This window comes from Ligilactobacillus pabuli (genome assembly GCF_022836475.1).
GTDB classification, from domain to species: Bacteria; Bacillota; Bacilli; order Lactobacillales; family Lactobacillaceae; genus Ligilactobacillus; species Ligilactobacillus pabuli.
The window spans coordinates 1-25,442 of the sequence record NZ_BQXH01000025.1 but is presented as its reverse complement, the minus strand read 5'-3'; the positions used below and the strand labels follow the sequence as shown (position 1 = coordinate 25,442).

The following is a 25,442-nucleotide window of genomic DNA, read 5'->3' as shown; positions in this document are numbered from 1 at the left end:
GCTTTGATTAGACTTCGACACTTTAATCGTAGCACAAGAGGACAAATGATGTCCTTTTTACGTATAAAAATAGTGCTGATGATCATCTCATCAACACTAAAAAGTTTAGACCCTTAAATGCCAGCAAGTGGGAAGATTCACACAACTTGAAAGAGTTAAATTTAGTGAGTTTAGGCGACATTTTGTGCCAGCCACTATTTTTTTCTTTTCAGCTAGTGTAGAATTAATGGAAGATAACATTATTGAAGTGTGGAGAACATTGTGAAATGACAAATGAAAAAATCATCCTCGCAACCGTCGTAAGTGTTGACGGCTATGTATGTGCAATTAATGGGAGTACGTCTTTATTAAAACAATATTATGAAGAATTTTTACCAGCAGGGATGCAGTTACTGTATCCTGGAGATTGTGGTGCAGTTTTGGTCGGGAGAAGAACTTATGACCAATATCAAACACAACTCGCAGACTGGGCGAAGCAGGGGCTGCAAATTATTGTTGCTTCGCACGAACAAGATCACCTAGCTGGTAACGTGATCCGGGTCAAGGGCGATTTAGCGGTGGCTTTAAAAAAGGTGCAAGAAAAACTTCAGTGTAATATTTGGGTCTTGGGCGGCCCCAACGTCGTCAATCAATTAACTAGTGCAAATGAGGTCGATGAAATTCGGCTGACGACAGTGCCAGTCCAGCTCGGTGGGGGTAAGCCGTTATTTGATACGGATTTGCCAGCACCGCACGTGACAGTCGAACAAGTTGAACAATATGGAGGGTTAACATATTCAGTATGGTTAAAGAAGTAAGCGGGACTACTCAAAATCAAGCGAAACAAATCGAGGCACGCAAGCTTTTAGGCCATAAAGCGATGAACCTCTATCAGATCGAAATGAACGGCTTACAACAAGATTCAATGCTGATCATTGATCGTCAAGACGAAACGGGACCACTAGGCACTAAATTGCCCACCATTAAGGTGCGGGCAGAAAATGTCTTATCTCGAATCGCACGTTTTTCGGATCAACGTTCATTTGGGGTGATGAATTTTGCTGACCCCTTAGAACCGGGCGGACGTTTTCAAGACGGAGTCAATGCTCAGGAACAAACGCTGTGCCGGAACTCATTTTTATATCCAGAGCTCTTGAAATTTAAAGAGTCTTACTATGCCGACAACCGGCGTAATGATAATAGTTTTTACTATAGTCGTTCTCTCATTTATTCACATCACGTTAAAGTTTTGCGTGATGAACGGGAGGAAGGCTTAGCTAATCACTATCATTATCCTGATATTGTCTCGATCGCGGCGCCGAATGTGGCGGCGATGGAGACGGCTGGGTTGCCAATTAGTGCCCAGCACGTGGCAATCGACCTGTCTGACAAAATTTTACGAACTTTACGGGCATTTAAAAATGAGCGGGTGCAAAATCTGATCCTGGGTGCCTTTGGCTGCGGTCGTTTCCATAATGACCCCAAGCAGGTAGCGGAGCTCTTTCAAAAGATCCTTCACCGGGGTGAGTTTTTAGGGGCTTTTGATGAAATTTATTTTGATATTTTTGAAGACCCGACCAGCTTACGAGTTTTTAAAACAGTTTTCGAGCAGGAAGATTAAAAAATTAGACAAGAAAAGGTCGGCTGCAACCAGCCGGCCTTTAGTTATATATTTTGGGAGTTGTGAATTGGATCGTAGGCTTCGTTTACTGAAGATTTTTAGCGTCTTCATCAAGCTTTGCGAAGCCAGAGCCAGTTGACTCTTGTGGATGCTTAGCTCTTTCTTCTGTTGCTTTTTGGATCAGAGCTTTGCGTTCTTCTTTGCTTAATTTTTTAGACACGATTCTTCGCCTCTTTTCAAACTCACACCTCTATTATAGTTCTTTTGACGACAGGTTCAATCTTTTTAAGAAAAAAATTTTAATAGTACCTAAAATTAGGAGCAATAGTCGGCATGGAGTTGCAGTCAGAAAAACAGCTTTTGGGAGCATGTTTCTGTATAATGGGAGTAACTTCAAAATTTGTGGATAGGAAGTGAGTTAATGCTAACTTTTAAAGAAACGACTGATGTACGCAGCCAGGTTTATCAAGACGCATTACAAATTAGGACGGCAGTTTTTGTCCAGGAACAACAGGTTGACCCCAGCGAAGAGATCGTTGATGAAGAGGGACCAGTCTATTTTGTAGGCTACATAGATGAAACGGCTGTGGTGACTGCCCGAGCATTTGAAGAACGGCCAGGAGTCTGGCACATTCAACGAGTGGCAGTGAAAAAGCAATATCGTCACCAGCAGCTTGGTTCGCAATTAATGGAGTACATGGAACAAAGTGCCCGACAACAACAAATTCAGACCTTAACTTTGGGAGCACAAGATCAAGCCCAAGCTTTCTATTTAAAACTAGGCTATCACGTGCATGGTGACGGTTTCTTAGATGCAGGAATCAAACACCATCAGATGAATAAAAGTCTGCTTTAGAAAAAAAGACTTGTAATTGTGCAGCAGTAGGAGTAAAGTAACCTACATGCGATGAGTCGAGTATAACCGGATGATCATTTGATCATTGCGTGCTTGCGCCTAGCGGTTTGTTCGATACGGGGCACTTTTTACTGCCGGATGCAGCGTGTCTGAACTAAGACATTGTGGAGTGGATTAGTTCTGTTTATGTTAAATAAGCACCGTAAAAAAGACCTGAGTGGAAGTTTGCTTTTGCTCAGGTCTTTTTGTATGCGACAGCGACCGCCTGGTTTCATAAATGTTTTAAATTATGATACAATTGCCGGTGGTAAAAGATCGTTAACTACTAAAGTGACGATGATGCGAAGGGAAGAAAATTAATATGAAAATGCAATTAGCTGAAATTGCACAAGCATTAGAGATTGAACCGTTAGCTGGCTGGAATGAAATTACCGTGACAAGTGTTAGTTTTGACTCACGCCAAATTCAGGCGGGGGGATTATTTGTACCATTGATCGGTGAAAACGATGGCCATCAATTTATTGCAGCTGCTAAGAAAAATGGGGCAGTGGCAACTTTATGGCAAACAGACCATCAAGCAGCGGACTTGGACCTGCCAGTTTTGCCAGTCCAGGATTCCTTAGCGGCTCTCCAGCAATTGGGTCGTTATTACTTACAGAAAATTAATCCACGTGTAGTTGCTATTACGGGCAGTAACGGAAAAACGACTACCAAAGATATGACGGCCGCTATTTTAGCAACACAATTCCACGTTAAAAAGACACCTGAAAACTTTAATAATGAAATTGGCGTGCCAATGACTTGTTTGACCATGGAACCTAATACTGAAGTTTTAGTGGTTGAATTAGGGATGGATCGTTTTGGTCAACTTGATGCCTTAAGCAAATTAGTGGAACCAGACGTGGCGGTGATCACGATGATCGGTGAAGCACATATCGAGTTTTTTGGAACCAGAGACAAAATCGCCGATGCCAAAATGGAAATTACCCATGGGCTAAAAGAAGACGGTTATTTTATTTACAACGGAGACGAACCATTGTTGGTACAACGGGCTAAAGATGGAATCAGACCGCAAGTGACCTTTGGTAATGAACCGCATAATCAGTTAGCAGCGACTGAAATCGTTGGTCATGCAGCAACGACTGATTTTAAGGTCAACTGTTATCCAGAAATCAATTTCACGATCCCGATGCTTGGAACTTATAATGTGAATAATGCGTTAGCGGCTTTAAGCGTGGGTCAGGTCTTTCGGATCGATCCAGCAAGAATGGCACAAGCTTTAGCGGACTTGACCATTACTAAGAATCGGGCTGAATGGGTCACAGGTGCTCAAGGTGAAAAAATTCTGAGTGATGTTTATAATTCCAACCCAACTGCCGTCAAAAAAGTGCTTGAAGCCTTTAGCGGGGTAGAGACAACGGGTAAACGCATTGTGGTCTTGGGTGATATGTTAGAACTAGGGGAACAAGCTGGAAAAATTCATGCTGATGTTGCCCCAGCAATCGACCCTGAAAAAATCAGCAGTGTTTATTTATGCGGTGAACTAATGGCAAGTTTAGCGATAGCCTTAGAGTCGAAGTTTCCAAGCTCGGCGCTCCACCATTATGCAGTGGATGAAAAAGCCCAGTTAACTGCTGATCTACAAGCAGAGATCAACGCCGATGACTTAGTGATGATCAAGGGAAGCCATGGGATCGCTTTGGAAAAAGTGCTCGATTCCCTAATTAGTGATTGATTTTTGAAATAAGAAGTGCTAGTATTGAAAAGATACGTGCTTTAAAGGTAAAACTTTGCAAGACAGAAGAAGGACAATTCCAACTGGCTGTGTTTGTGAAGTTGATTTGTTGGTAATAACAAGTCAGAGACAACTGCAAGAAGCAGTCTAGGAGGAAAAAGTATTTGAAATTTGATGAATTAGGTTTGGATGCTGAAATATTAAAGGCAATCAAACGTAGCGGTTTTGAGGAAGCAACTCCAATCCAGGGACAAACAATTCCGCTGGTATTACAAGGTAAAGATGTAATTGGACAGGCACAAACAGGGACTGGTAAAACAGCTGCGTTTGGTTTGCCAATTATTCAACAAATTGATGTAAGTAAACGTGAAATTCAGGCAGTGATCATTTCACCAACGCGTGAATTAGCTATTCAGACTCAAGAAGAATTATTCCGTTTGAGTAAAGACAAGAAGGGTAAAGTTCAAGTTGTTTATGGTGGTGCTGATATCAGACGCCAGATCCAAAACTTGCGCAATGCCCCTCAGATCTTAGTTGGGACACCAGGTCGTTTATTAGACCATATTCGTCGTCATACAGTTGACTTGAGCCATGTTCAAACTTTGGTTTTGGATGAAGCTGACGAAATGTTAGACATGGGCTTCTTAGAAGATATTGAATCAATCATTTCTTCTGTTCCGGATAGCCGTCAGACATTATTATTCTCTGCTACAATTCCAAAGCAGATCTTGAAGATCGGCGAAAAATTCATGACAGACCCACAAGTGGTCAAGATCAAATCTAAAGAATTAACTACTGATTTAGTTGATCAATTCTACGTTAAATGTCGTGAATTTGAAAAGTTTGATACAATGACTCGGATCATTGATGTCCAAGCTCCTGAATTAACGATCATCTTTGGCCGGACCAAGCGTCGGGTCGATGAATTATCTAAAGGCTTAGAAGCCCGCGGTTATAACGCTGCCGGGATCCATGGCGACTTGACACAACAACGTCGGATGTCGATCATGAACAAGTTTAAAGCTGGTAAGTTGGATATCTTAGTTGCGACTGACGTCGCCGCACGTGGTTTGGACATTTCTGGGGTGACCCATGTTTATAACTACGATATTCCTCAAGATCCTGAAAGCTATGTTCATCGGATCGGCCGGACTGGTCGTGCCGGGCATCATGGTACTTCAGTGACATTTGTGACACCAAACGAAATGGATTACTTACGAGTAATTGAACGTTTGACCAAGAAGCGGATGTCTCCTTTGGCACCACCAACTGAAAAAGAAGCCTTCATTGGCCAAGTTTCTTCAGCTTTTGATGATGTCCAAGAATTGATCGATGATCCTGATTCAGCTAAGTATGAAGCTCAAGCTGAACAGTTATTAGAAAAATATGACGCTAAGCAGATCGCTGCTGCTTTGTTGAACGATTTGACTAAAGATGACAGTCAAAAAGTTCCAGTTAAGATCACACCAGAACGTCCATTACCTCATAAGAAGGGACGTCGTTCACAGGGTGGTGGTTATCACCGGAATCGTCGAGGCGGCAATGGCAAGTTTAACGGCGGTCATTCACGTTACAACCGGAATGGCGGCAATGGTAACGGTAATGGCAGCTCACATTCTAACCATAAAGACCGGAACCGGAAGAAATTTGACCGGGACCAATCTGCTAAACGCAAATATACGATCAGAAAAAAATAATTGAAAAATAACCAAAAAAGTTGTGAACCCTGTGCTCACGGCTTTTTTTGTGGCTAAATTGCACATAAAACCAGCCAGATGATCGATTGCTACTAAACAAGTTTGCAAATCTTTGATAAAATAGAGTAAATCTATCTTTTCGAGGAGGTTCAGCTGTGATTATTGGTAATGGGGTCGACGTGACGGATTTAGCACGTATTCAACGTGCCCAAAGCAGAAGTGCTAACTTTGCCAGCCGGGTCCTCACAGCTGCTGAATTAGCTGTTTATGAGACACTGACAGCTAAACGCCAAGTTGAGTATTTGGGCGGTAGATTTTCTGCTAAGGAATCCTATAGCAAAGCATATGGAACTGGAATTGGGACACAGCTTTCGTTTCAAGAAATTGAAATTTTAAATGATGACTTGGGCCAACCACAAGTTGTTAAACATCCGTTAAAAGATGAAGCACAGGCGTTTATTTCGATTTCTCATACGGCAGAGCTGGTATTTACAGAGGTACTCTTGGAAAAATAAGAAAGTTGGGTGAAAGTCATGGTTGTTGGTCGACACCGGGAAACAAAAGCAGTCGTTGATCTAGGTGCTGTTTATCATAATGTTGTTGAAGAAAAGTCCCGGCTGCAAGACGGGCAGGAATTATTTGCGGTTGTAAAGGCAAACGCTTACGGGCATGGCCTAGTCCAAGTTGCTCAAGCGGCTAAACAGGCTGGAGCGACTGGTTTTTGTGTGGCATTGATCGATGAAGGTGTTGCTTTACGGGCAGCCGGCCTCACAGAACCCATTTTAATTTTAGGGGTCAACAGTCCGTTAGAAGCCGTTTTTATGGCACAAAATGACCTGTCTGTGGCAGTCGGCGACGTTAAGTTTTTACAGGACGCAGCCCCCAGTTTAAAACAAGCAGGGCTCAAGCTTAAAGTTCATTTGGCTCTGGATACTGGGATGGGGCGGATCGGTTTCCGGTCTCCTGCTGAATTGCAGTTAGCCGTACGGACTTTACAAGGAACTGAAAGTCAATTTATCTTTGAAGGGTTGTTTACCCATTTTGCTAGCGCTGATACGAACGACACGGCCTATTTTGACCAGCAAATCGCTAAGCTAGATGAATTACTGGCAGTCGTTAAACAACGGCCTCGTTACGTCAGTTTTGCGAATACTGCGACAGCAATGTGGCACGCGAAGTTTAGCGGCAATGTAGTCCGCTATGGGATCGGGATGTATGGCTTGAATCCGTCCGGGACTGAAGTTAGTGCTCCGGGTCAGCTACGACCGGCGTTAGAATTAGTCAGTCAGCTAGCGGCCGTCAAACAAGTTTCTGCCGGGACTTCAATCGGTTACGGTCAAACTTACCAAGCTCCAGCAGACGAATGGATCGGGACCCTGCCAATTGGCTATGCTGACGGGTGGTCGCGACGTATGCAGGGGTTCAAGCTCTTAGTTGCCGGACAGTTTTGTGAGATCGTTGGGCGGGTCTGCATGGACCAGATCATGATCCGGTTACCCCATAGTTTTCCAGTCGGTACCAAGGTGACTTTGATCGGTAAAAATGGCGGTGAAGAAATCACTGCGCAAGCTGTTGCCGATTATGCGCAGACAATTCACTATGAAATAATCAGTACTTTAAGTGAACGAATTCAGCGAGTTTATGTTTGGAATGATGAACAGTAACTAAATGAATCAAGTTTATTTTAATTTTTGCAAACAAGTGGTAAAATTTATACACTAATATGAAAAATCGTGGTGAAAAAAATGAAGATCGATCAACAACAAGATGCGCAGAAATTCTTACAACAGGAAAGCTTTCGCTTTTGTTGTGAATATTTTTCGTTAACTCCTCAGACTGTTCTAGCAGATGAGACGATTTTAGCTGATGTTCTCGAAAAAAAATCAGAAATCACCAGCTTGATCATGGGTTACTGTGAAATGGCAGATTTAAATTCAGAGATTTGTCGTGATTTTTTATCCTGTGAAAATGACTTAGCACTTTTTTAAGCAAATAAATGTTTCAGGAAAGGGGGAGTCTGAATGTCAGAAAAAGAAATTAAACGCGGTGATATCTACTATGCAGATCTATCACCAGTAGTCGGTTCCGAACAAGGCGGGATGCGACCAGTTTTGATCATTCAAAATAACGTTGGCAATAAGTTTAGTCCAACGGTGATCATCGCCGCGATCACTTCGAAAATTGCGAAGCCTAAAATGCCGACCCATGTCGGGTTGAGAAAGTCTAAGGGCGGTCTAGAGCGAGATTCCGTCGTTTTGTTAGAACAGATCAGAACGATCGATAAGCAACGTTTACGTGAAAAGATTATGCGGCTTGATCCACAAAATATGGAGCTCGTTGACCGGGCTTTAACAGTGAGTGTTGGGTTATCCACTGTACATAAGAAAAAGCGTCATTAGACGGCTGCTCGATGTGACAGTTGCACCAAAAATAAAAATTGCGGTGTGCTTTTGAAACTATTTTAAGGGGGTAGACAGGAATGTTTCGTGCCCAAATTAACGCTAATGTCCCAATTAAAAAAGGTTCGGGTAAAGTGATGGCTGAGTTGCCATTTGTGCCGCATCCAGGCGAGCATCTGATGGTTGGTGATAGTCAAAGCTTGTGGGAAGTCATGAAGCTGACATACATTGTTCATGATGAATTTCACCCTAAACGAGATTTCGTTGACTTAGTGATCGAAGTTCGTCAAAGTGAACAATAACTGGATGCAAAAAAGTCACGGCAGTCAAAGTTAACTGTCGTGACTTTTTAAATTAAAGAAAATTAAGCTTGAAGGTCTTCAATTTCTGGTACCTTAAAGTTTTTACGCTCAAGATTGGCCACAATTTTTTCGAGTTTGTCATGCGAAACATCTGCTGGTAAGGTAAACATTGTGCGGTGCACTAATTCGCCAGCCTGGACATCTAAGGTGATACAGCCAGAAATAGAAGTATATTTAGTAATGATTTTGGCCATATCAGCGAGGTCCCCACGTTCGTCACCGGAAACAACGGTTAAAACGTAACTGCCGATGTTGACGTTCCAAGACTGTGATAGCATTTCAAGTAAACGATTATGTGTTAAAATGCCATAGAAGTTATTTTTTTCATCTAAGACGGTAATGTAAGGCAAATCACGGATCGTAAAGAAAATATTAAAAAAGGCTGAATCCAAAGAAATAAACTTCGAAGCATTTTTTAGTAAATGAGTGACAGGCAAGGACATATCGCCGCCACGAGATTTGTGCCGATAGATGTGCATCTTGTAGATGTTTCCGCGGAAAATTTTACCAGTTTTGTCCAGGATCGGTACACAACGGTAACCAGAATCTTCTAAAACTGCCAAGGCTTGTTCCAAAGTAAAATCTTCTTGAACAGTGGTCAGTTCATTTTTGGGTTTGATTAAAGTTTTTAATAACATATGAATTCCTCGCTTTTATAAAAGAAGTATTATTACAAGATAATGATAACACATTATAGGTTAAAAACACTAGAAAAGACCCCAGTTTAATTCATAACTAATTTAGCTGGTGATTAAGATTTGTTAATGCGGAACTAATTTGAGCTTAAGAATTTTTGGAAGGCTGGTTTTGACCAAATTCACAAAAAAAACAATGGCCCATGGTCTCTAGGTCATTGTTTTTCAGGAATTGATTATCGATATTTTTACTTGATTTAAAAACTTATTTTTCTTGACTCTTAGCTAAGTTAGCTAAACCATCAGTTAAAACTTGTTTTAAGGTTGTTGCTGATGAAGTCATGTGGTCTTGTTCTTTCTTGCTCAAAGGAACTTCCACGATTTGGTTGACACCGCTAGCATTGATAACTGCTGGAGTACCAATGTAGATGTCATTTAAGCCGTATTGGCCATCCATGTAAACTGAAACAGGTAAGACTGTATCTTCGTCACGCAAGATCGCACGTGAGATCCGAGCCAAGGCAGCTGCAACACCATAGAAGGTTGCACCTTTCTTTTGGATGATCGTGTAAGCTTTGTTGCGGACATCGTCTTCCATGTTGTCCAAGTCTTCTTGGGAAATGTTATGTTCATTTGCCCAGTCTAAGAAAGGAACGCCACCGATCGTTGCAGATGAGAATGCAGCGAATTCGGAATCACCATGTTCACCCATGATGTAGGCATGCATGGAACGAGGATCTTTGATCCCAGTTAAATCAGACATTGCGACACGCAAACGTGCTGTATCCAAGGAAGTCCCTGAACCTAAGACGCGTTCTTTAGGAAAACCAGACATTTTCCATGTGGCATAAGTCAAGATGTCAACAGGGTTAGCAGCTACTAAGAAAATACCTGAAAATCCTGATTCAACAACTGGCTTAACAATGCTTGACAGAATCTTAAGGTTCTTGCTGACAAGGTCAAGACGGGTTTCGCCTGGCTTTTGTGGAGCACCAGCTGTAATTACAACTAGGTCAGCATCTGAACAGTCAGCATATTCAGCAGAATAAATCTTCTTTGGATATGTGTAACCAGTAGCATCGATCAAGTCTAGGGCATCGCCTTCTGTACGTTCTTTAATAACGTCAACGATCCCAATTTCTTCAGCAATTCCTTGAATTGCCATAGCATAAGCATAACTAGAACCAACGGCGCCGTCGCCAACTAAAATAACTTTTTGATGATTTTGTGTAATAGACACAATAGATCGTCCTTTCTCAATTAAGTGACATTTTTAACACACTCATAGTATAACACGTTTTCTGAAACTGTGTTAATTAATTTCAAAAAAAGTCGCATTTTTTTCAGGGAGATGGGATTATTATGCTATAATATGACTCATAGCAAGGCTTCAGCAGCCAGAGTCAATTTTTGCGGCTCGGGCCGATTTTTGTCGGTCAAATCTAGTGTAAACGGTTTTATCAGCTCGTTATATTGTACACAAAGTAACTCAATGAAAATAAAGGATGTAAGAAAATGAAAATGATTGTTGGATTAGGTAACATTGGTAAAAAATATGAAAACACCCGCCATAATGTTGGGTTTTCAGTGGTTGAGGAATTGGCCAACAGATATTCGGTCAAATTTGATCAAGAAAAATTTGAAGCATTGATCGCGACGACTTTCGTGAACGGCGAAAAAGTTTTATTGGTTAAGCCAACGACTTTTATGAATGATTCCGGTCGTGCAGTGGGGCCTTTAATGAATTATTTTAATATTGCGTTGGAAGATATTATTATCGTTCATGATGATATGGATATGGAAATGGGACGGATCAGATTGCGGCAAAAAGGTTCGGCTGGTGGACATAATGGCATCAAAAGTATTATCGCCCACGTGCACGGACAAGATTTTAAACGCATTAAGGTCGGTATCGACCACCCCCAACAGATGACGGTCGTGAACTGGGTCTTGTCCCGCTTTTCCGGAGATGAGCGTCCAGTGATGCAAACGGCTTTTGACCATGCCTGTGATGCACTAGAGTATTGGTTAGCCGGGAACACATTTATGAATACGATGAATCGCTATAATTAGGAGGCAATGAAGCAATGAGGATTACGGATCTCTTTTCTAAGATCCCTGAATATCGAACGTGGCAAGAAAACCTGACAAGTGGGCATCACTTATTGACCGGTTTGAGCGGTTCTGCCAAAACAGTCATGTTAGCGGAACTTTTCTTAAGTAAGCAACAGTCTCAAGTCGTCGTTACGGATGACCTTTTTCATGCCCAGCAGTTAACAGATGATTTAACGAACCTCTTAGATGAAGAGCAGGTTTTCTTATTTCCAGTTGATGAAATGCTGGCAGAAGAGATCGCTACGAGTTCACCAGAATTTAAAAGTCAGCGGGTCCAGGCTTTAAATGCTTTATTAGCACAACAGCCAGTTGTTGTGGTGACTTCAACTGCGGGATTAAGTCGACTGTTGCCGCCAGTGGATGACTGGCAAAAAAGCCAGCTGAAATTAACGGTGGGTAGTGAGCTTGATTTAAGTGCCACGATTAATTTGTTAGCAGCGATGGGCTATCAGCGGACTAAAATGGTGGAACGACCAGGAGATTTTGCCTTACGCGGGTCAATTTTGGATATTTATAGTTTGAACGCACAATATCCTTTACGCTGCGATTTATTTGATACTGAAATTGATTCTTTACGTTTTTTTGATGCGACAGACCAACGAAGCATTGAAAATACCGAAGAAGCAGTGATTTTACCTGCCACTGATTTTATCGCTTTTCCGGCTGAGTTGACTCAAGCAGCCGACTTAGTTGAAAAAGGGTATCAAAAGCGGTTAAAGCAGTTGACCACGCCAGATGACAAACAACGCCTTACGGGAAATTTTGAAACGGTCCTGGCAGACTTAAGAAAGGGCCAGTTAAGTGATGCCTACCACGTGTTTGCGAGTCAGATCTTCCCACAACAAACAGGAATTTTAGATTACCTTGGTAAAGATGGGCTGGTGGTCTTTGATGATTATAGCCGGTTGTTGGAGCAGGAAAATGAGTTGCAGCAACAAAACGCTGAATGGATCACGGATAAATTGAAACAACAGAGTGTCTTGCCGGAAACGCAACTTGGGGTAGAAGTTCGCCAGCGGCAAAAAAATGACCAGCACGTGCAAATCTTTTTGTCGCTTTTCCAAAAAGGGATGGGAAACTTGCGCTTTGACCAATTGGTGGATATCAAAGCGCGGACAGTGCAGCAATTTTTTGGTCAGATGCCGCTTTTAAAAACTGAGTCAGAACGTTGGCGCAAACAGGGCCAAACCACGGTGATCTTTGTGCCTGACAACGAACGGATCGCCAAGGTGTCGCAAACTTTAGATGATTTTGGGATCCCCAGCATTATTACTAAGGCGGATAGCTTACAAACCAAAACAGTCCAAGTCGTAGCGGGTGCTTTACAAAGCGGGTTTGAATTACCGCCGGCAGGATTAGTGGTGTTAACCGAACATGAGCTGTTTGCGAAGGCTACTAGAAAGCAGCCCAAGCGCCAAACCATGAAAAATACCGAACGACTGAAAAGTTATACGGATTTGAAAAAAGGCGACTATGTGGTTCACGTCAATCACGGGATCGGGCGTTTTATGGGGATGCAAACTATTGAAGTTTCTGGTAAGCATCAGGATTATTTGACCATCGATTACCAAGACGATGCCCAGCTTTTTATTCCAGTGACCCAGCTAGACCGGGTGCAAAAATACGTTTCTTCCGAGGCCAAAACACCGCGCATCAATAAATTAGGCGGAAGTGAATGGGCTAAGACTAAGAAAAAAGTTGCTGGGAAAATTGAAGACATCGCGGATGACTTGGTTGAATTATATGCCAAACGCGAGGCTGAAAAAGGTTATGCCTTTTCCGCTGATGATAGTTATCAAAAAGAATTTGAAGATGCCTTTCCGTATACTGAAACGCCTGATCAATTGCGGAGCGCAAAAGAAATTAAAGCTGATATGGAGAAGCCTAAACCAATGGATCGTCTTTTGATTGGCGATGTTGGTTTTGGGAAGACTGAAGTGGCCATGCGTGCAGCTTTTAAAGCAATTCAGGATGGAAAGCAAGTTGCTATTTTGGCACCGACGACTGTCTTAGCCCAACAGCATTATGAGACGATGACAGAAAGATTTAGTGGTTTTCCGGTCGAAATCGGCTTGTTATCACGTTTTGTGACTAAAAAGCAATCGACTGCGACCATTAAGGATGTTAAGGCCGGAATGTGCGACATTTTAGTCGGAACTCACCGTTTGTTATCTAAAGATGTGCAGTTTGCCGACCTCGGCTTGCTGATCGTCGATGAGGAACAAAGATTTGGTGTCAAACATAAAGAAAAGCTCAAACAAATCAAAGCCAACGTCGATGTTTTGACGCTGACGGCGACTCCGATCCCGCGGACTTTGAACATGTCGATGCTAGGGGTGCGAGATTTGTCAGTGATCGAAACGGCACCGATGAACCGTTACCCAATTCAGACCTATGTGATCGAACAAAATTACGGTGTGATCGTTGACGCCATTCGCCGGGAAATGGCACGCGGCGGACAGGTCTTTTATTTGCATAACCGCGTGCATGACATTGAAAAGAAAGCCGCTGAACTCCAAGCTTTAGTCCCAGATGCTAGGATCGCCTACATCCATGGGCAAATGAGTGAGGCGCAGATGGAACGGATCTTATATGACTTCATTAATGGTGAATATGATGTCTTGGTGACAACTACCATTATTGAAACCGGGGTTGATATTCCAAACGCCAATACCTTGTTCGTTGAAGACGCGGACCGGATGGGCTTGGCACAGTTATATCAATTACGTGGTCGGGTCGGCCGGTCAAGTCGGGTCGCTTATTCTTACTTTATGTATCAAGCCGACAAAGTTTTAAATGAAGTTAGTGAAAAACGTTTGGAAGCCATTAAGGACTTTACTGAATTAGGTTCCGGCTTTAAAATCGCGATGCGTGACCTTTCAATTCGTGGAGCAGGAAATTTTTTGGGCAAACAGCAGCATGGCTTTATTGATTCGGTGGGATATGACCTGTATACTCAAATGTTAAATGAAGCAGTTGCTAAAAAACGCGGCCAAAAGGTCCAAGAAAAAACCGATACGGAAATTAACTTGGATGTGGAAGCATACTTGCCTGGAACTTATATTGAAGATCCACGCCAAAAAATTGAAATTTATAAGCGTGTGCGACAATTTACATCGCATGATGAATACGTGGAGGTTCAAGATGACTTGTTGGACCGCTTTGGCGATTATCCAGCAGAAGTGGCAGCGTTGTTAGATATTGGTTTGTTAAAAATGTATGCTGACCAGGCGATGGTTGCGTCGATCAAACAAAATGATCGTAAAATCAGCGTGAAGTTAAGTCCAAGTGCTACGAAGACCTTTACGGCTAAGCAACTTTTAAAGGCGGTCGCACAAACTAAGTTTAATGCTTCATTGCAACCAGGACCAAAACAGATGGAAATTGCACTGGTGATCCAGCCAAAAATGCAACAGACCGATGTTTTAGTGCAGTTGCAACAATTAACTCACAGTTTGGCAGCTGAAGTTGCAACTCCTGTGACGAAAGTAGTTGGTCAGTAGTGAAAAATGAACAGATGAGAAAAACGATGAATGGAGCGTTGGTTTTAACCATTGCAGCATTGGTAGCTAAAGCTTTAAGTGCTCTCTACCGGATCCCATTTCAAAATATCGTTGGTAATACTGGTTTTTATGTCTACCAGCAAATTTATCCCATTTATGGCATTGGGATGACTTTTGCCTTAAATGGGCTGCCAGTGTTTATTTCGAAGCTGGTTGCCCAAGCAGAGGATGAAGAGCGTCAAAACCAGTTGCTCGGGCAAATTTTTGTGGTTTTGCTTGGATTGGCGGTAGTTATTTTTGCGGGGCTGCAAGTTGGGTCCGGCTTGATTGCTCAGGCGATGGGTGACCGCTTATTACAGCCGCTGATCAGCAGTGTGTCTTGGATGTTTTTGTTAATGCCGTTTTTGGCAGTTGCACGAGGTTACTATCAGGGGACCTTTAATATGTTTCCGACTGCGATCTCACAAGTTAGTGAACAGCTGGTTCGGGTGACCTTGATCATTTCAGTGGCAGTCATAGCTAGTCGCCATGAGTGGTCAGTTTATCGGACTGGTTCCTGGGCAATGTTAGGTTCGGTGGCTGGAGCTGTGGTAGCCGGCGGAATTTTTGCTGGTTTTTGGCGGCACCTTGTTTTGCACCACCCGTTGAAGAACCTCTGGCAAGGACTGGGACCAGTCGCTAAACTGCTAATTAAAGATGGGATGATCATTTGTTTATTTTCAGCACTCATGGTTTTATTGCAGCTGGTTGATTCATTTACGGTCATGAATGCTTTACAAAATTTTGGTTTAGGAAGTGAACGAGCCAAATTTATCAAAGGGATCTATGATCGGGGACAACCACTGGTCCAGTTAGGGATGACTGTTGCCATTAGTTTTGCTTCGACCTTGTTACCGGCCTTAACGATCGCGCTGAGACAGGGTAAAAAGCAAGAATATCGCAAGATCTCTTTAATGATGTTCCACGTGGGCTTGGCCTTAGGAAGTGCCGCTACTGCAGGGATGATCGTTTTGATGCCAGCCTTAAACACACTGCTTTTTGGTGATGCTCAGTTGAGTGCAACGATCAGTGTTTATGTTTTGAGTGTTCCTTTGATCTCAGTGATCAGTTTGTACAATTCAGTGTTGCAAAGTACGGACAACTTTGGGGCCACCTTATTAGCGGTGTTAGCAGCAATCGTGATCAAGGCGAGTTGTAATAGTTATTTAATAAGCCGCTGGGGCATTATGGGTTCAGCAATATGCACAGACCTGGCCTTAGTAGGTGCCTTAATTGTGTTAGTACAGCTGCTGCCCGATAGTGTGCGCCAGACACCCCAGCAGTTGAGCGGTTATTTAGGCAAATTAGCAGGATGTCTCTTGGTGATGGTTGTTGGTGTGGCACTGTTAAGCGGCGGGTTTCAATTGATCTTTGGCCTGCAGCGGCTAAGTGCCTTGTGCCTAACTCTTTTGGGCAGTGTGGCAGGTGTAGTGTTGTTTGGAATCAGCGCCATTAAATTCCAATTATTAGCAGTAGATGAATGGGCAACTCTCCCCGGCGGTAAACGTCTGGTACGGTTGTTGAAACAAAAATAAGTTAGAATTAAGACCAATGAGGTGAAAAAATGAGATTAGATAAGTTTTTAAAAGTGGCACGGATCATTAAGCGCCGGCCAGTTGCGAAACAAATTGCTGATAAAAAACGGATCACAGTCAATGGTAAAGTAGCGAAGTCATCGACTGACGTGGCGATTGGCGATACGTTAGTGATCAACTTTGGAAATAAGACTTTAACGGTCCGTGTTCGTGATTTGAAGGATACGACTAAAAAAGATGAAGCAGAAGATCTGTATGAGATCGTCGCTGAGGATTACAAAGAAGATTACCGCATGTAATGATTGCTTGAGACTGCAGTTCACTAATTGAAAAATTAGGGGCTGCAGTTTTTTTCAGGCAAGTTATAGATCAGTGGGGCTTTTTAGTGTTGATTCATAGATATTTAGGCTGGTTCTTGTTATAATTAGACTAATATCACAGAGGCAACCTAGTTTGAGTAAGGAGGGTGCTGGTCATGGCACGAAAAAAGACCAAAGTTACAGTTTTAAATAATGAATATTATCGCCAGCAAACTTCTGCGACTGACTATCAAAAACATGAACAAACGGTAGAAAACAAGCATCGATTACGCGTCCGGATCTTACTGATCTTAGCGCTAGTTGTAACGGTGGGGTGCTCGATTCAAATCGTGAAGAATCAGTTTCGCGCCCGCAATATCACGACCCAGGCTAAAACAGCTAAACAGGAGCTGGCCCGGCAGAGTTCCCAACAAAAATCGTTACAATTACAGGTCAAGCAACTAAATGATCCAGACTATTTGCAAAAGTATATTCGGGAACGTTACTATTATTCTAAGAAAAACGAAACGATCTATAACTTGCCAGAGGAACGACTGCAAGAAGCAGCTAAAGAAAATTAAGTGAGAATGGCTAGTTTTATCGAGTGATTTTGACTAAAACAAGCGGGAAGAATTTTTTTATTCTGACCGCTTGTTTTAATTTCTTTACAAATCACTTAAATCTCGTGGTATACTTGTGGTAGACATTATCTTAGGAGGAACAAAAATTTTATATGTCAATTGAAGTGGGTTCAAAAGTAAGCGGTAAAGTTTCAGGAATTACAAATTTTGGTGCTTTTATTGATTTAGGTGACCATAAGACTGGCTTAGTGCACATCAGTGAAATTTCTGACGGTTTTGTTAAAGATATTCATGATGTTTTGTCAGTTGGAGATGAAGTGACAGTCAAAGTCTTGTCAATTTCAGACGACGGTAAGATTGCTCTTTCAATTCGAAAGGCTTCAGAGTCACACCAAAATCATGAACGCAAGCCAAGTTCGCATCAGCGTCCACAGCAAAATCGTGACGCCAAGCCACATGGGGGCCATGGTCCGAATAACGGTGGCAAAAATTTCCACGAGCGTTCTAATCATAACAATAATAACAAAAAAAGAGGTTACAATTCGCACAAAAACGAAGCGCACTCGGATGACTTTGATTCCTTGTTAGCTGGGTTTATGAAACAAAGTGACGAACGGTTAACCTCATTAAAACGAAATACTGAAGGAAAACGGGGCGGACGCGGCGGTCGTCGCAGCTAAGCTGTTTTTGCAGAGTAATTTTGAAGGAGGTACAGCAACGGTGGCAGCCGTTTGTATCTCCTACTTTTTATTAATGGGATTTAGAAACGATGGAGTGAGAGTCAATGGAGTTAACTGCGAAATTTAGCCAGGTCTGGCGACAGTTAGATTTGGGAAAACAACCAGTCTTGGTGGCAGTTTCGGGTGGAGTCGACTCGATGGTTTTGTTAGAGTTGTTGCAAAGACTGCCGCAAACGCTGTGCCCAGTAATTGAAGTGGCGCTCGTGAATCATTGTTTACGCCCAGAAGGTCAGCAGGAGCTAGAATATGTCCGTCAATATTGTGACGAGCATGGACTAAAATTTCATTCGCTGGTTTGGCCTAAGTCTCAGCATCCACGAGCTGGAGTTGAAGAAGCCGGACGTAATGTGCGTTATCGTTTTTTTGCAGATGTTATGGCTGACAGGAAAATCAAGCTCTTACTAACTGCTCATCACGGTGACGATCAGGCAGAAACAGTGCTGATGAAGTTGATCCGTGGCGGAGATTTACGTCAATTACAAGGGATCGCGTGGCAACGGCCATTTCAGGGCTCGAAGTTATTGTTGCGGCCGTTATTAGGCTTTTCAAAAGAACAGTTATATGATTATGCTAAAAAGATTGGCTTGCAGTATTTTGAAGATGAGTCGAATCAAAGCGATGACTTTTTGCGCAATCGGATCAGACATCAGGTCGTTCCGCTGCTCAAGCAAGAAGAACCGCAATTTTTAGCCCACGTTGCTGCTTACCAACAACAGCTAACGGACCTGTTGCTTTTAGCCAAGCAAAGTGTGGAGCAACTCTTGGCGGAAGCTGCGACTGAGCAAGGTTATGACCTAGCAGTGTGGTTAAGTAAAACCAGAGTCCAAAAACGAGCGATGCTGCGGCAATTATGCAGTCAAAAAACCGGGGCGGTCAATGAGCAACAGTTGACGGAGCTGATCAAGTTGTTGGAAAACGCCCACCGGCCCCAAGCTAGTTTAGACTTGTCAGGGTCAGTGGCTTTGATTAAAAGCTACTCTGTTTTTTACCTGACGGAAAAGTGTTCGCTAACTTCGGTCACTGACGAAACTTTTGTGTTGTCAATGGGAAAGTGGGTCACCTTAAGTTCAACCGAAAAAATTGGCTTGTTTGAGCCCGACCAAGTCCAGTTGCAAGCAAGTGATGATGTGTTAAAGGTGGGCGCCTCACAGCAAAAACTCGGGGTGCGCCACCGCCAACCCGGAGATAAACTGTTGACTGCGAGTGGTTCGCAAAAGGTCAAAAAGATTTTGATCGATCAAAAGGTACCCAACAGTCAACGAGACCGAGTCTGGGTAGTTTGCCAAAAAAGTAATGAAGTGATTTGGGTGGTAGGCCATAAGAAATCTGATTTGTCACGGCCTAGCGTACATGATAAAATTCATTACATAGTAGTTTATAGAAAATTAGACTGAGGGGAAGAGACCGCTTTATGAATGATGATATAGAAAAAGTACTATATAGTAGGGAAGAGATCCACCAGGTTGCGCAAAAACTTGGCGAAAAGATTACGACAGATTATGCGGACAAGGATCCACTAGTGGTTTGTATTTTGAAGGGTGCTAGCTTATTTATGTCTGATATTGTTCGGGAAATCAATACATACTGTGAAATAGATTTTATGTCTGTTTCTAGTTATGGGGATGCCCAAGTTTCGTCTGGTGCCGTTAAAATTATCAAAGACCTAGATGTGTCGGTCGAAAACCGCAATGTTTTGATCGTTGAAGATATTATCGATACCGGCCGCACTTTACAAACCTTGGTTGACTTGTTTGACCACCGCCACGCACAATCAGTTAAAATCTGTACCTTACTCGATAAAAAGGAACGTCGCGTTGAAGGGGTTCAACCAGATTACATCGGTTTTGATGTGCCAAATGAATTTGTGGTTGGCTACGGCTTGGATTATATGGGCCATTATCGTAACTTGCCATATGTTGGTGTGTTAAAGCCAGAAGTTTATTCTAATTAATTGAACTACATTATTAGTCAAAAAAGGTCAAATGTGGTATTATATGCACAGTGACCGTCTTTTGACGAGTTGAAAAGATTTAAGGAGGAAAAATATGAAAAACAACAAAAATGGACTACTAAAAAATAGTCTGTTTTATATTGTGATTTTCCTTGGGATAATGGGTGTGATGTACTACTTTTTCGGCAGCAAAACGAATACTAGTACAGAACAGATTCAGTCAAGTCAATTCATCAGTCAACTGAAGAAGGATAATGTCAAAGACTTTACGATGCAGCCATCCGGCAGCACCTATAAGATCAGTGGGACTTATAAAAAGCCGCATCAGGCTAAAGATAAGACCAATGGTTTAAATAGTTTTGGTGGCGTTCAATCTTCTGAAGTTAAGTCATTTTCGACTAATGTTTTGACCAATGATTCCTCGGTCAATCAAATTCAACAGTACGCCCAGAAGAACAAAGTCAAGAATGGTGCCAAAGAAGAAGAATCCAGCAGTATCTGGATGCAACTACTAGTGTATCTCTTGCCAGTAGTCTTCATGATTTTCTTCTTTTACATGATGATCGGTCAAGCCGGTCAGGGTGGCGGTAACGGTAAGGTGATGAACTTTGGTAAATCTAAAGCTAAACCGGTTGAGAAAAAGAACAATAAAGTTCGTTTCTCAGACGTTGCTGGTGAAGAAGAAGAAAAACAAGAATTGGTCGAAGTTGTTGAATTCTTACGTGATCCACGGAAATTCCTTTCATTGGGAGCGCGGATTCCTTCCGGTGTTTTACTAGAAGGACCTCCTGGTACTGGTAAAACTTTACTAGCCAAAGCTGTTGCTGGTGAAGCTGGCGTTCCATTCTTCTCGATCTCTGGTTCAGATTTCGTGGAAATGTTCGTCGGTGTTGGTGCTAGTCGTGTCCGTGACTTGTTCGAAAATGCTAAAAAGAACGCCCCATCGATTATCTTTATTGATGAAATTGATGCGGTCGGTCGCCAACGTGGCAGCGGCATGGGCGGCGGTCATGATGAACGTGAACAAACCTTAAACCAGTTGTTAGTTGAAATGGATGGTTTCCAAGGTGATGAAGGTGTCATCGTGATGGCAGCGACAAACCGTTCTGACGTGTTGGATCCAGCTTTGCTTCGTCCAGGTCGTTTTGACCGGAAGATCTTAGTTGGTCGTCCAGACGTTAAGGGCCGTGAAGCTATTTTGAAGGTTCATGCGAAGAACAAACCATTGGCTAGTGACGTTGACTTGCAAATGATTGCTAAGCAAACTCCAGGTTTTGTGGGGGCCGATTTGGAAAACTTATTAAACGAAGCTGCTTTATTAGCTGCTCGTCGCAATAAGAAAGAAATTGACGCTTCTGACTTGGATGAAGCTGAAGACCGTGTGATTGCAGGACCTGCTAAACGTGACCGGGTCGTTAACAAAAAAGAGCGCGAAACAGTTGCTTACCACGAAGCTGGTCATACGATCATTGGGTTGGTCTTAAATGATGCCAGAGTCGTGCATAAAGTTACGATCGTACCACGGGGACGCGCCGGCGGTTATGCCATCATGTTACCTAAAGAAGATCAAGGCTTACTTTCCAAGAAAGATGCTGAAGATCAAATTGCAGGTTTAATGGGTGGTCGTGCAGCCGAAGAAATTATTTTCCATGTTCAGTCTTCTGGTGCTTCTAATGACTTCCAGCAAGCTACTCAATTGGCACGTGCGATGGTTTCTCAGTACGGGATGAGCGAAAAACTTGGACCTGTGCAATATGAAGGCCAAAGCGGTATGATGCCTGGTCAGTATGCTGGTCAGCCAAATTATTCTGGTCAAACTGCTAACGTGATCGATGACGAAGTTATTCGGATCTCGAATGCCCAAATGAAACGGGCTAAAGAAATTATCGAAGCTCATCGTGAACAGCATAAGATCATTGCTGAAGCATTGTTACAATATGAAACATTGGATGAAAAACAAATTTTGAGTTTGTTTAATACTGGTAAGATGCCATCTACTCAAAAAGATGAGTATCCAAGCGAAAAAGCTGCTACCTTTGAAGAATCCAAGCAAGCCTTGGAACGTAAGGAAGCAGAAAAGCATGCCCAACATCAAGCTGATGAAGGACAGACACCAGCTGAAGACGAAACGGAAACTTTCTATCCTCACGAAGATTCACAAGATGAAAATGACCGTTAATTAAACTCAGAAAATAGTGGACGTTTTTACAGACTTGGTAAAAACTGTTCACTATTTTTTTGACTGTAAATTTAAGTGTGCTACAATTTGTTAGTGTATTTTTTAGTTCGAACGTAAAAACGAAATGTGACGGCTCAGTTGGTTAAATAAGTAGTTAAAGTACATTTCGATGTGAAAAAGGGAAATAAAGGAGAATTTTCATGGCTGATTATTTAGTTAAAAGTTTAGCTTATGATGGACAATTGCGGGCCTATGCAATCGATGCAACTGATACAGTAGCCTATGCCCAACGAGCACATGATACCTGGAGTGCGGCCTCGGCTGCCTTGGGCCGGAGTATTGTGGGCACTGTTTTGTTGGCGTCAGCTTCATTATCAGGTGATGATGAAATGACTGTTAAGATCCAAGGAAACGGACCAGTTGGCGGAATTGTGATCAGTGGGAATGCAAAGGGGACCGTGAAAGGTTATTTGCAACATCCACACGTGCATTTGGCATTGAATGAAAAAAATAAAATTGATGTGAAGGGCGCGGTCGGAACCGAAGGCTTTTTAGCTGTCACGAAAGACATGGGACTAAAAGAACCATTTACAGGACAGGTTCCTTTGGTTTCTGGCGAACTTGGCGAAGACTTTACTTATTATTTGGCGAAGTCAGAACAGATCCCATCAGCAGTTGGTTTATCAGTTTTTGTTAAAGATGATAATACGATCGGCAGTGCCGGCGGCTTTATGATCCAGGTCATGCCAGGTGCCACTGACGAGGTCTTAGATCATTTAGAACAAAGATTAACGGAGATTCCGATGGTATCACAGATGATGCAGGATGGTATGACGCCGGAAGAGATGTTATTTGAAATCTTGGGCAAGGAAAATGTGCAGGTTTTGGATACATTACCAGTTAAGTTTGAATGCGACTGCAGTAAGGAACGCTTTGCAACGGCACTGGCTTCAATTCCAGCGCACCAGTTGGACGAAATGATCGAACAAGACCATGGGGCAGAAGCGGTTTGCCACTTCTGCAACAAGAAATATCAGTTTACAGAAGATGATTTAAAAGAAATCAAGGCTACGGCCCAGGCTTAAATAATCCGAAGAAAGCGCTCTGTTAGCAGATTACCTGTTTATCTTTAAAATAGGGGTGTGCTATACTAATTTTAGACGCAAAAGTAGAAAGAGAGGATAATCAATGGCTAATCAACAGTCAATGAATGATCAATTAAAGGTTCGTCGGCAAAAAGTCGATGAACTTCGTGAAGAGGGGATTGCTCCATTTGGGCACCGCTTTGATCGTGATTCATATAATGAAGACTTACATCAAAAGTACGAAGAATTTACAAAAGAAGAATTAAATGACAAGGGCATCATGGCCACAATTGCTGGTCGGATGGTCGCTAAACGTGGTAAAGGTAAGGTCGGTTTTGCTGACCTGCAAGACCGGACTGGCAGAATGCAGTTATATGTCCGGAAAGATATCTTGGGTGAGGATAACTATCATATCTTCAAGCGTTCCGACCTTGGTGATTTCTTAGGGGTCACTGGTGAAGTGATCAAAACAGACATGGGCGAATTAACGCTGCGTGTGACTAAACTGACTTTCTTGTCAAAGGCTTTACGTCCACTACCTGATAAATATCATGGTCTACAAAACGTTGAACAAATTTACCGTCAACGTTATTTGGATTTGATTACTAACCGTGAAAGTTATGAACGGTTTGTTCACCGGAGCCAAATCGTTGCCGCTGTAAGAAGATACTTAGATGGCGAAGGTTTCTTAGAAGTTGAAACTCCAGTTTTGCATAATCAAGCTGGTGGTGCTTCTGCTCGTCCATTTAAGACTCACCACAATGCCTTGGATATCCAACTCTACTTGCGGATCGCGTTGGAATTGCACTTGAAACGTTTAATCGTTGGTGGAATGGAACGCGTCTATGAAATTGGCCGCGTCTTCAGAAATGAAGGTATCGATACTAAGCATAACCCTGAATTTACGATGCTTGAATCATATGCAGCATACTTTGATTTTAAAGATGTAATGGATGAAACTGAAGGTATTTTTAAGGCGGCCTGCAAGGTTGTTTCTGACGATAATACAATTACCTACCAGGGCAATGAAGTTGACTTTAACAAGCCATTCCGTCGAGTTCATATGGTCGATATGATCAAAGAAGTGACCGGCATTGATTTCTGGCAAGAAATGAGCTTGGAAGATGCACGGAAGCTAGCTGATGAAAAAGGTGTTCATTATGAAGAATACTGGCAAACTGGCCATATCATCAACCAATTCTTTGAAGACTTCTGTGAAGATAAGATCGTTGACCCAACATTTGTGTATGGTCATCCAGTTGAAATTTCACCATTGGCTAAGAAGAATGCTGACGATCCTCGCTTTACTGACCGGTTTGAACTATTCATTTTAGGCAACGAATATGCTAATGCCTTTACTGAATTGAACGATCCAATCGATCAGCGCGCACGTTTTGAAGCACAGGCTGCAGAACGGACTGCTGGTAATGAAGAAGCTGAAGGTATCGATGAAGATTACTTGGAAGCAATGGAATATGGGATGCCGCCTACAGGTGGTTTAGGAATCGGAATTGATCGGTTAGTGATGTTACTAACTGACGCAGCATCAATTCGTGATGTTTTATTATTCCCAACTTTAAGACCAGAAGAAAATAAATAATTAAGCTAGTTGATATGAGCTTAAAGTCCAAATGAAAGATCTGTTTGAGAAGGCGACTTCTTGAAGAGATCTTTTTTTTATAAAAAAATAAAATAAAAAGGTTTGGCAATTACCTTTCTGAGAGCTTAATTTTTGGATGAAATTAACTATAGTTTGTTGAATTACGAACTTTTAGATAGTTCTATAAAATATAGTTGGGATTGTTTCTTTTACTAAAAATGATGCAGAAAAAATGGGTTGACGCGGGCTTAAATTAACTGTATATTTATATATGCTGATTGAGGCAAGGTTAACTTCTTTAAATTAACTCATGCAGCCAGGTTGAATTTTAAATTTAATTTTTAAAATTTATCTTGACATTCTAAATCAGCATGATATACTAATAAAGTTGTCACTTCGACAACGATAAGTAGTAATTAAGTAGATCTTTGAAAACTGAACAAAGTTTCGACAAATCAAATGTGTGAGGTCACTGATCTTATGATCAGTGCAAAAAAACATTTGCGAAGTCAATTTCGCTAGTAAAATTTA

Annotated in this window: 24 protein-coding genes; 21 read left to right on the top strand and 3 right to left on the bottom strand. The window is 42.2% G+C overall.

Going from position 1 to position 25,442, the window contains the following annotated elements; genetic code table 11:
* Window positions 1-266 precede the first annotated feature (266 nt).
* Together LPAF129_RS10020 and LPAF129_RS10015 are read left to right on the top strand one after the other, a co-directional pair.
* Entirely contained in the window at window positions 267-797 is a 531-nt protein-coding gene (locus LPAF129_RS10020) for a dihydrofolate reductase family protein (protein WP_244056810.1), read from the top strand.
* Entirely contained in the window at window positions 782-1,600 is an 819-nt protein-coding gene (locus LPAF129_RS10015; RefSeq protein WP_244056808.1) for a TIGR02452 family protein, read from the top strand. The genes LPAF129_RS10020 and LPAF129_RS10015 overlap by 16 nt, the downstream gene beginning before the upstream one ends.
* Window positions 1,601-1,685: 85 nt before the next feature.
* Here the strand turns inward: LPAF129_RS10015 and LPAF129_RS11230 are convergent, their stop codons facing one another.
* Window positions 1,686-1,820 carry a hypothetical protein gene (locus LPAF129_RS11230; protein ID WP_265747586.1) on the bottom strand — a complete coding sequence of 45 codons (135 nt, stop codon included), beginning with the start codon at window positions 1,818-1,820 and terminating at the stop codon, window positions 1,686-1,688.
* Between the two features lie 201 nt (window positions 1,821-2,021).
* Between LPAF129_RS11230 and LPAF129_RS10010 the strand changes: the two genes are divergently transcribed.
* The 8 genes from LPAF129_RS10010 to LPAF129_RS09975 all read left to right on the top strand — a co-directional run bounded on the left by LPAF129_RS10010 (window position 2,022) and on the right by LPAF129_RS09975 (window position 8,589).
* Window positions 2,022-2,456 (top strand): GNAT family N-acetyltransferase, encoded by a 435-nt coding sequence (locus LPAF129_RS10010; RefSeq protein ID WP_244056807.1) that lies wholly within the window; start codon window positions 2,022-2,024, stop codon window positions 2,454-2,456.
* A 361-nt stretch (window positions 2,457-2,817) separates the two neighbouring features.
* A complete protein-coding gene (locus tag LPAF129_RS10005; protein WP_244056805.1) occupies window positions 2,818-4,191 on the top strand; it encodes a UDP-N-acetylmuramoyl-tripeptide--D-alanyl-D-alanine ligase in 1,374 nt (457 codons plus the stop codon).
* Between the two features lie 164 nt (window positions 4,192-4,355).
* The gene (gene cshA / locus LPAF129_RS10000; protein WP_244056804.1) at window positions 4,356-5,888 is read left to right on the top strand and encodes a degradosome RNA helicase CshA; all 1,533 of its coding nucleotides are present in this window, start codon (window positions 4,356-4,358) and stop codon (window positions 5,886-5,888) included.
* Window positions 5,889-6,043: 155 nt separating this feature from the next.
* On the top strand, window positions 6,044-6,403 hold the full coding sequence (gene acpS, locus LPAF129_RS09995; protein ID WP_244056801.1) for a holo-ACP synthase: 360 nt from the start codon (window positions 6,044-6,046) through the stop codon (window positions 6,401-6,403).
* Between the two features lie 18 nt (window positions 6,404-6,421).
* Window positions 6,422-7,552 carry an alanine racemase gene (gene alr / locus LPAF129_RS09990; protein WP_244056799.1) on the top strand — a complete coding sequence of 377 codons (1,131 nt, stop codon included), beginning with the start codon at window positions 6,422-6,424 and terminating at the stop codon, window positions 7,550-7,552.
* Window positions 7,553-7,624: 72 nt separating this feature from the next.
* Window positions 7,625-7,876, top strand: a complete 252-nt coding sequence (locus tag LPAF129_RS09985) for a hypothetical protein (protein WP_244056798.1) — start codon at window positions 7,625-7,627, stop codon at window positions 7,874-7,876.
* A gap of 33 nt (window positions 7,877-7,909) precedes the next feature.
* Window positions 7,910-8,287, top strand: a complete 378-nt coding sequence (locus LPAF129_RS09980) for a type II toxin-antitoxin system PemK/MazF family toxin (RefSeq protein WP_244056796.1) — start codon at window positions 7,910-7,912, stop codon at window positions 8,285-8,287.
* An 80-nt stretch (window positions 8,288-8,367) separates the two neighbouring features.
* The gene (locus tag LPAF129_RS09975; protein WP_244056794.1) at window positions 8,368-8,589 is read left to right on the top strand and encodes a hypothetical protein; all 222 of its coding nucleotides are present in this window, start codon (window positions 8,368-8,370) and stop codon (window positions 8,587-8,589) included.
* A gap of 62 nt (window positions 8,590-8,651) precedes the next feature.
* Here LPAF129_RS09975 and cbpA read toward each other — a convergent pair whose 3' ends face one another.
* Window positions 8,652-9,287 carry a cyclic di-AMP binding protein CbpA gene (gene cbpA, locus LPAF129_RS09970; RefSeq protein ID WP_244056792.1) on the bottom strand — a complete coding sequence of 212 codons (636 nt, stop codon included), beginning with the start codon at window positions 9,285-9,287 and terminating at the stop codon, window positions 8,652-8,654.
* 262 nt (window positions 9,288-9,549) lie between these two features.
* On the bottom strand, window positions 9,550-10,524 hold the full coding sequence (locus LPAF129_RS09965) for an L-lactate dehydrogenase (RefSeq protein WP_244056789.1): 975 nt from the start codon (window positions 10,522-10,524) through the stop codon (window positions 9,550-9,552).
* A gap of 275 nt (window positions 10,525-10,799) precedes the next feature.
* On the opposite strand from LPAF129_RS09965, the gene pth reads away from it, so the two are divergent.
* The 11 genes from pth to lysS all read left to right on the top strand — a co-directional run bounded on the left by pth (window position 10,800) and on the right by lysS (window position 24,911).
* On the top strand, window positions 10,800-11,357 hold the full coding sequence (gene pth / locus LPAF129_RS09960; RefSeq protein WP_244056787.1) for an aminoacyl-tRNA hydrolase: 558 nt from the start codon (window positions 10,800-10,802) through the stop codon (window positions 11,355-11,357).
* Between the two features lie 14 nt (window positions 11,358-11,371).
* Window positions 11,372-14,902 carry a transcription-repair coupling factor gene (gene mfd / locus LPAF129_RS09955; RefSeq protein WP_244056784.1) on the top strand — a complete coding sequence of 1,177 codons (3,531 nt, stop codon included), beginning with the start codon at window positions 11,372-11,374 and terminating at the stop codon, window positions 14,900-14,902.
* The gene (locus tag LPAF129_RS09950) at window positions 14,902-16,476 is read left to right on the top strand and encodes a putative polysaccharide biosynthesis protein (RefSeq protein ID WP_244056781.1); all 1,575 of its coding nucleotides are present in this window, start codon (window positions 14,902-14,904) and stop codon (window positions 16,474-16,476) included. The genes mfd and LPAF129_RS09950 overlap by 1 nt, the downstream gene beginning before the upstream one ends.
* Window positions 16,477-16,505: 29 nt before the next feature.
* A complete protein-coding gene (locus tag LPAF129_RS09945) occupies window positions 16,506-16,775 on the top strand; it encodes an RNA-binding S4 domain-containing protein (RefSeq protein WP_244056778.1) in 270 nt (89 codons plus the stop codon).
* A gap of 176 nt (window positions 16,776-16,951) precedes the next feature.
* Complete coding sequence (locus LPAF129_RS09940; protein ID WP_244056776.1) at window positions 16,952-17,356, top strand: FtsB family cell division protein; 405 nt, start codon at window positions 16,952-16,954, stop codon at window positions 17,354-17,356.
* A gap of 152 nt (window positions 17,357-17,508) precedes the next feature.
* The gene (locus LPAF129_RS09935) at window positions 17,509-18,036 is read left to right on the top strand and encodes a S1 domain-containing RNA-binding protein (RefSeq protein WP_244056773.1); all 528 of its coding nucleotides are present in this window, start codon (window positions 17,509-17,511) and stop codon (window positions 18,034-18,036) included.
* A gap of 104 nt (window positions 18,037-18,140) precedes the next feature.
* Window positions 18,141-19,490 (top strand): tRNA lysidine(34) synthetase TilS, encoded by a 1,350-nt coding sequence (gene tilS / locus LPAF129_RS09930; RefSeq protein ID WP_244056771.1) that lies wholly within the window; start codon window positions 18,141-18,143, stop codon window positions 19,488-19,490.
* A 17-nt stretch (window positions 19,491-19,507) separates the two neighbouring features.
* Window positions 19,508-20,047, top strand: a complete 540-nt coding sequence (gene hpt, locus LPAF129_RS09925) for a hypoxanthine phosphoribosyltransferase (protein WP_244056768.1) — start codon at window positions 19,508-19,510, stop codon at window positions 20,045-20,047.
* A gap of 94 nt (window positions 20,048-20,141) precedes the next feature.
* Entirely contained in the window at window positions 20,142-22,226 is a 2,085-nt protein-coding gene (ftsH, locus tag LPAF129_RS09920) for an ATP-dependent zinc metalloprotease FtsH (protein WP_244056766.1), read from the top strand.
* 200 nt (window positions 22,227-22,426) lie between these two features.
* Window positions 22,427-23,311 carry an Hsp33 family molecular chaperone HslO gene (gene hslO, locus LPAF129_RS09915; protein WP_244056764.1) on the top strand — a complete coding sequence of 295 codons (885 nt, stop codon included), beginning with the start codon at window positions 22,427-22,429 and terminating at the stop codon, window positions 23,309-23,311.
* A 103-nt stretch (window positions 23,312-23,414) separates the two neighbouring features.
* A complete protein-coding gene (lysS, locus tag LPAF129_RS09910; protein ID WP_244056763.1) occupies window positions 23,415-24,911 on the top strand; it encodes a lysine--tRNA ligase in 1,497 nt (498 codons plus the stop codon).
* The last annotated feature ends 531 nt before the right edge of the window (window positions 24,912-25,442 follow it).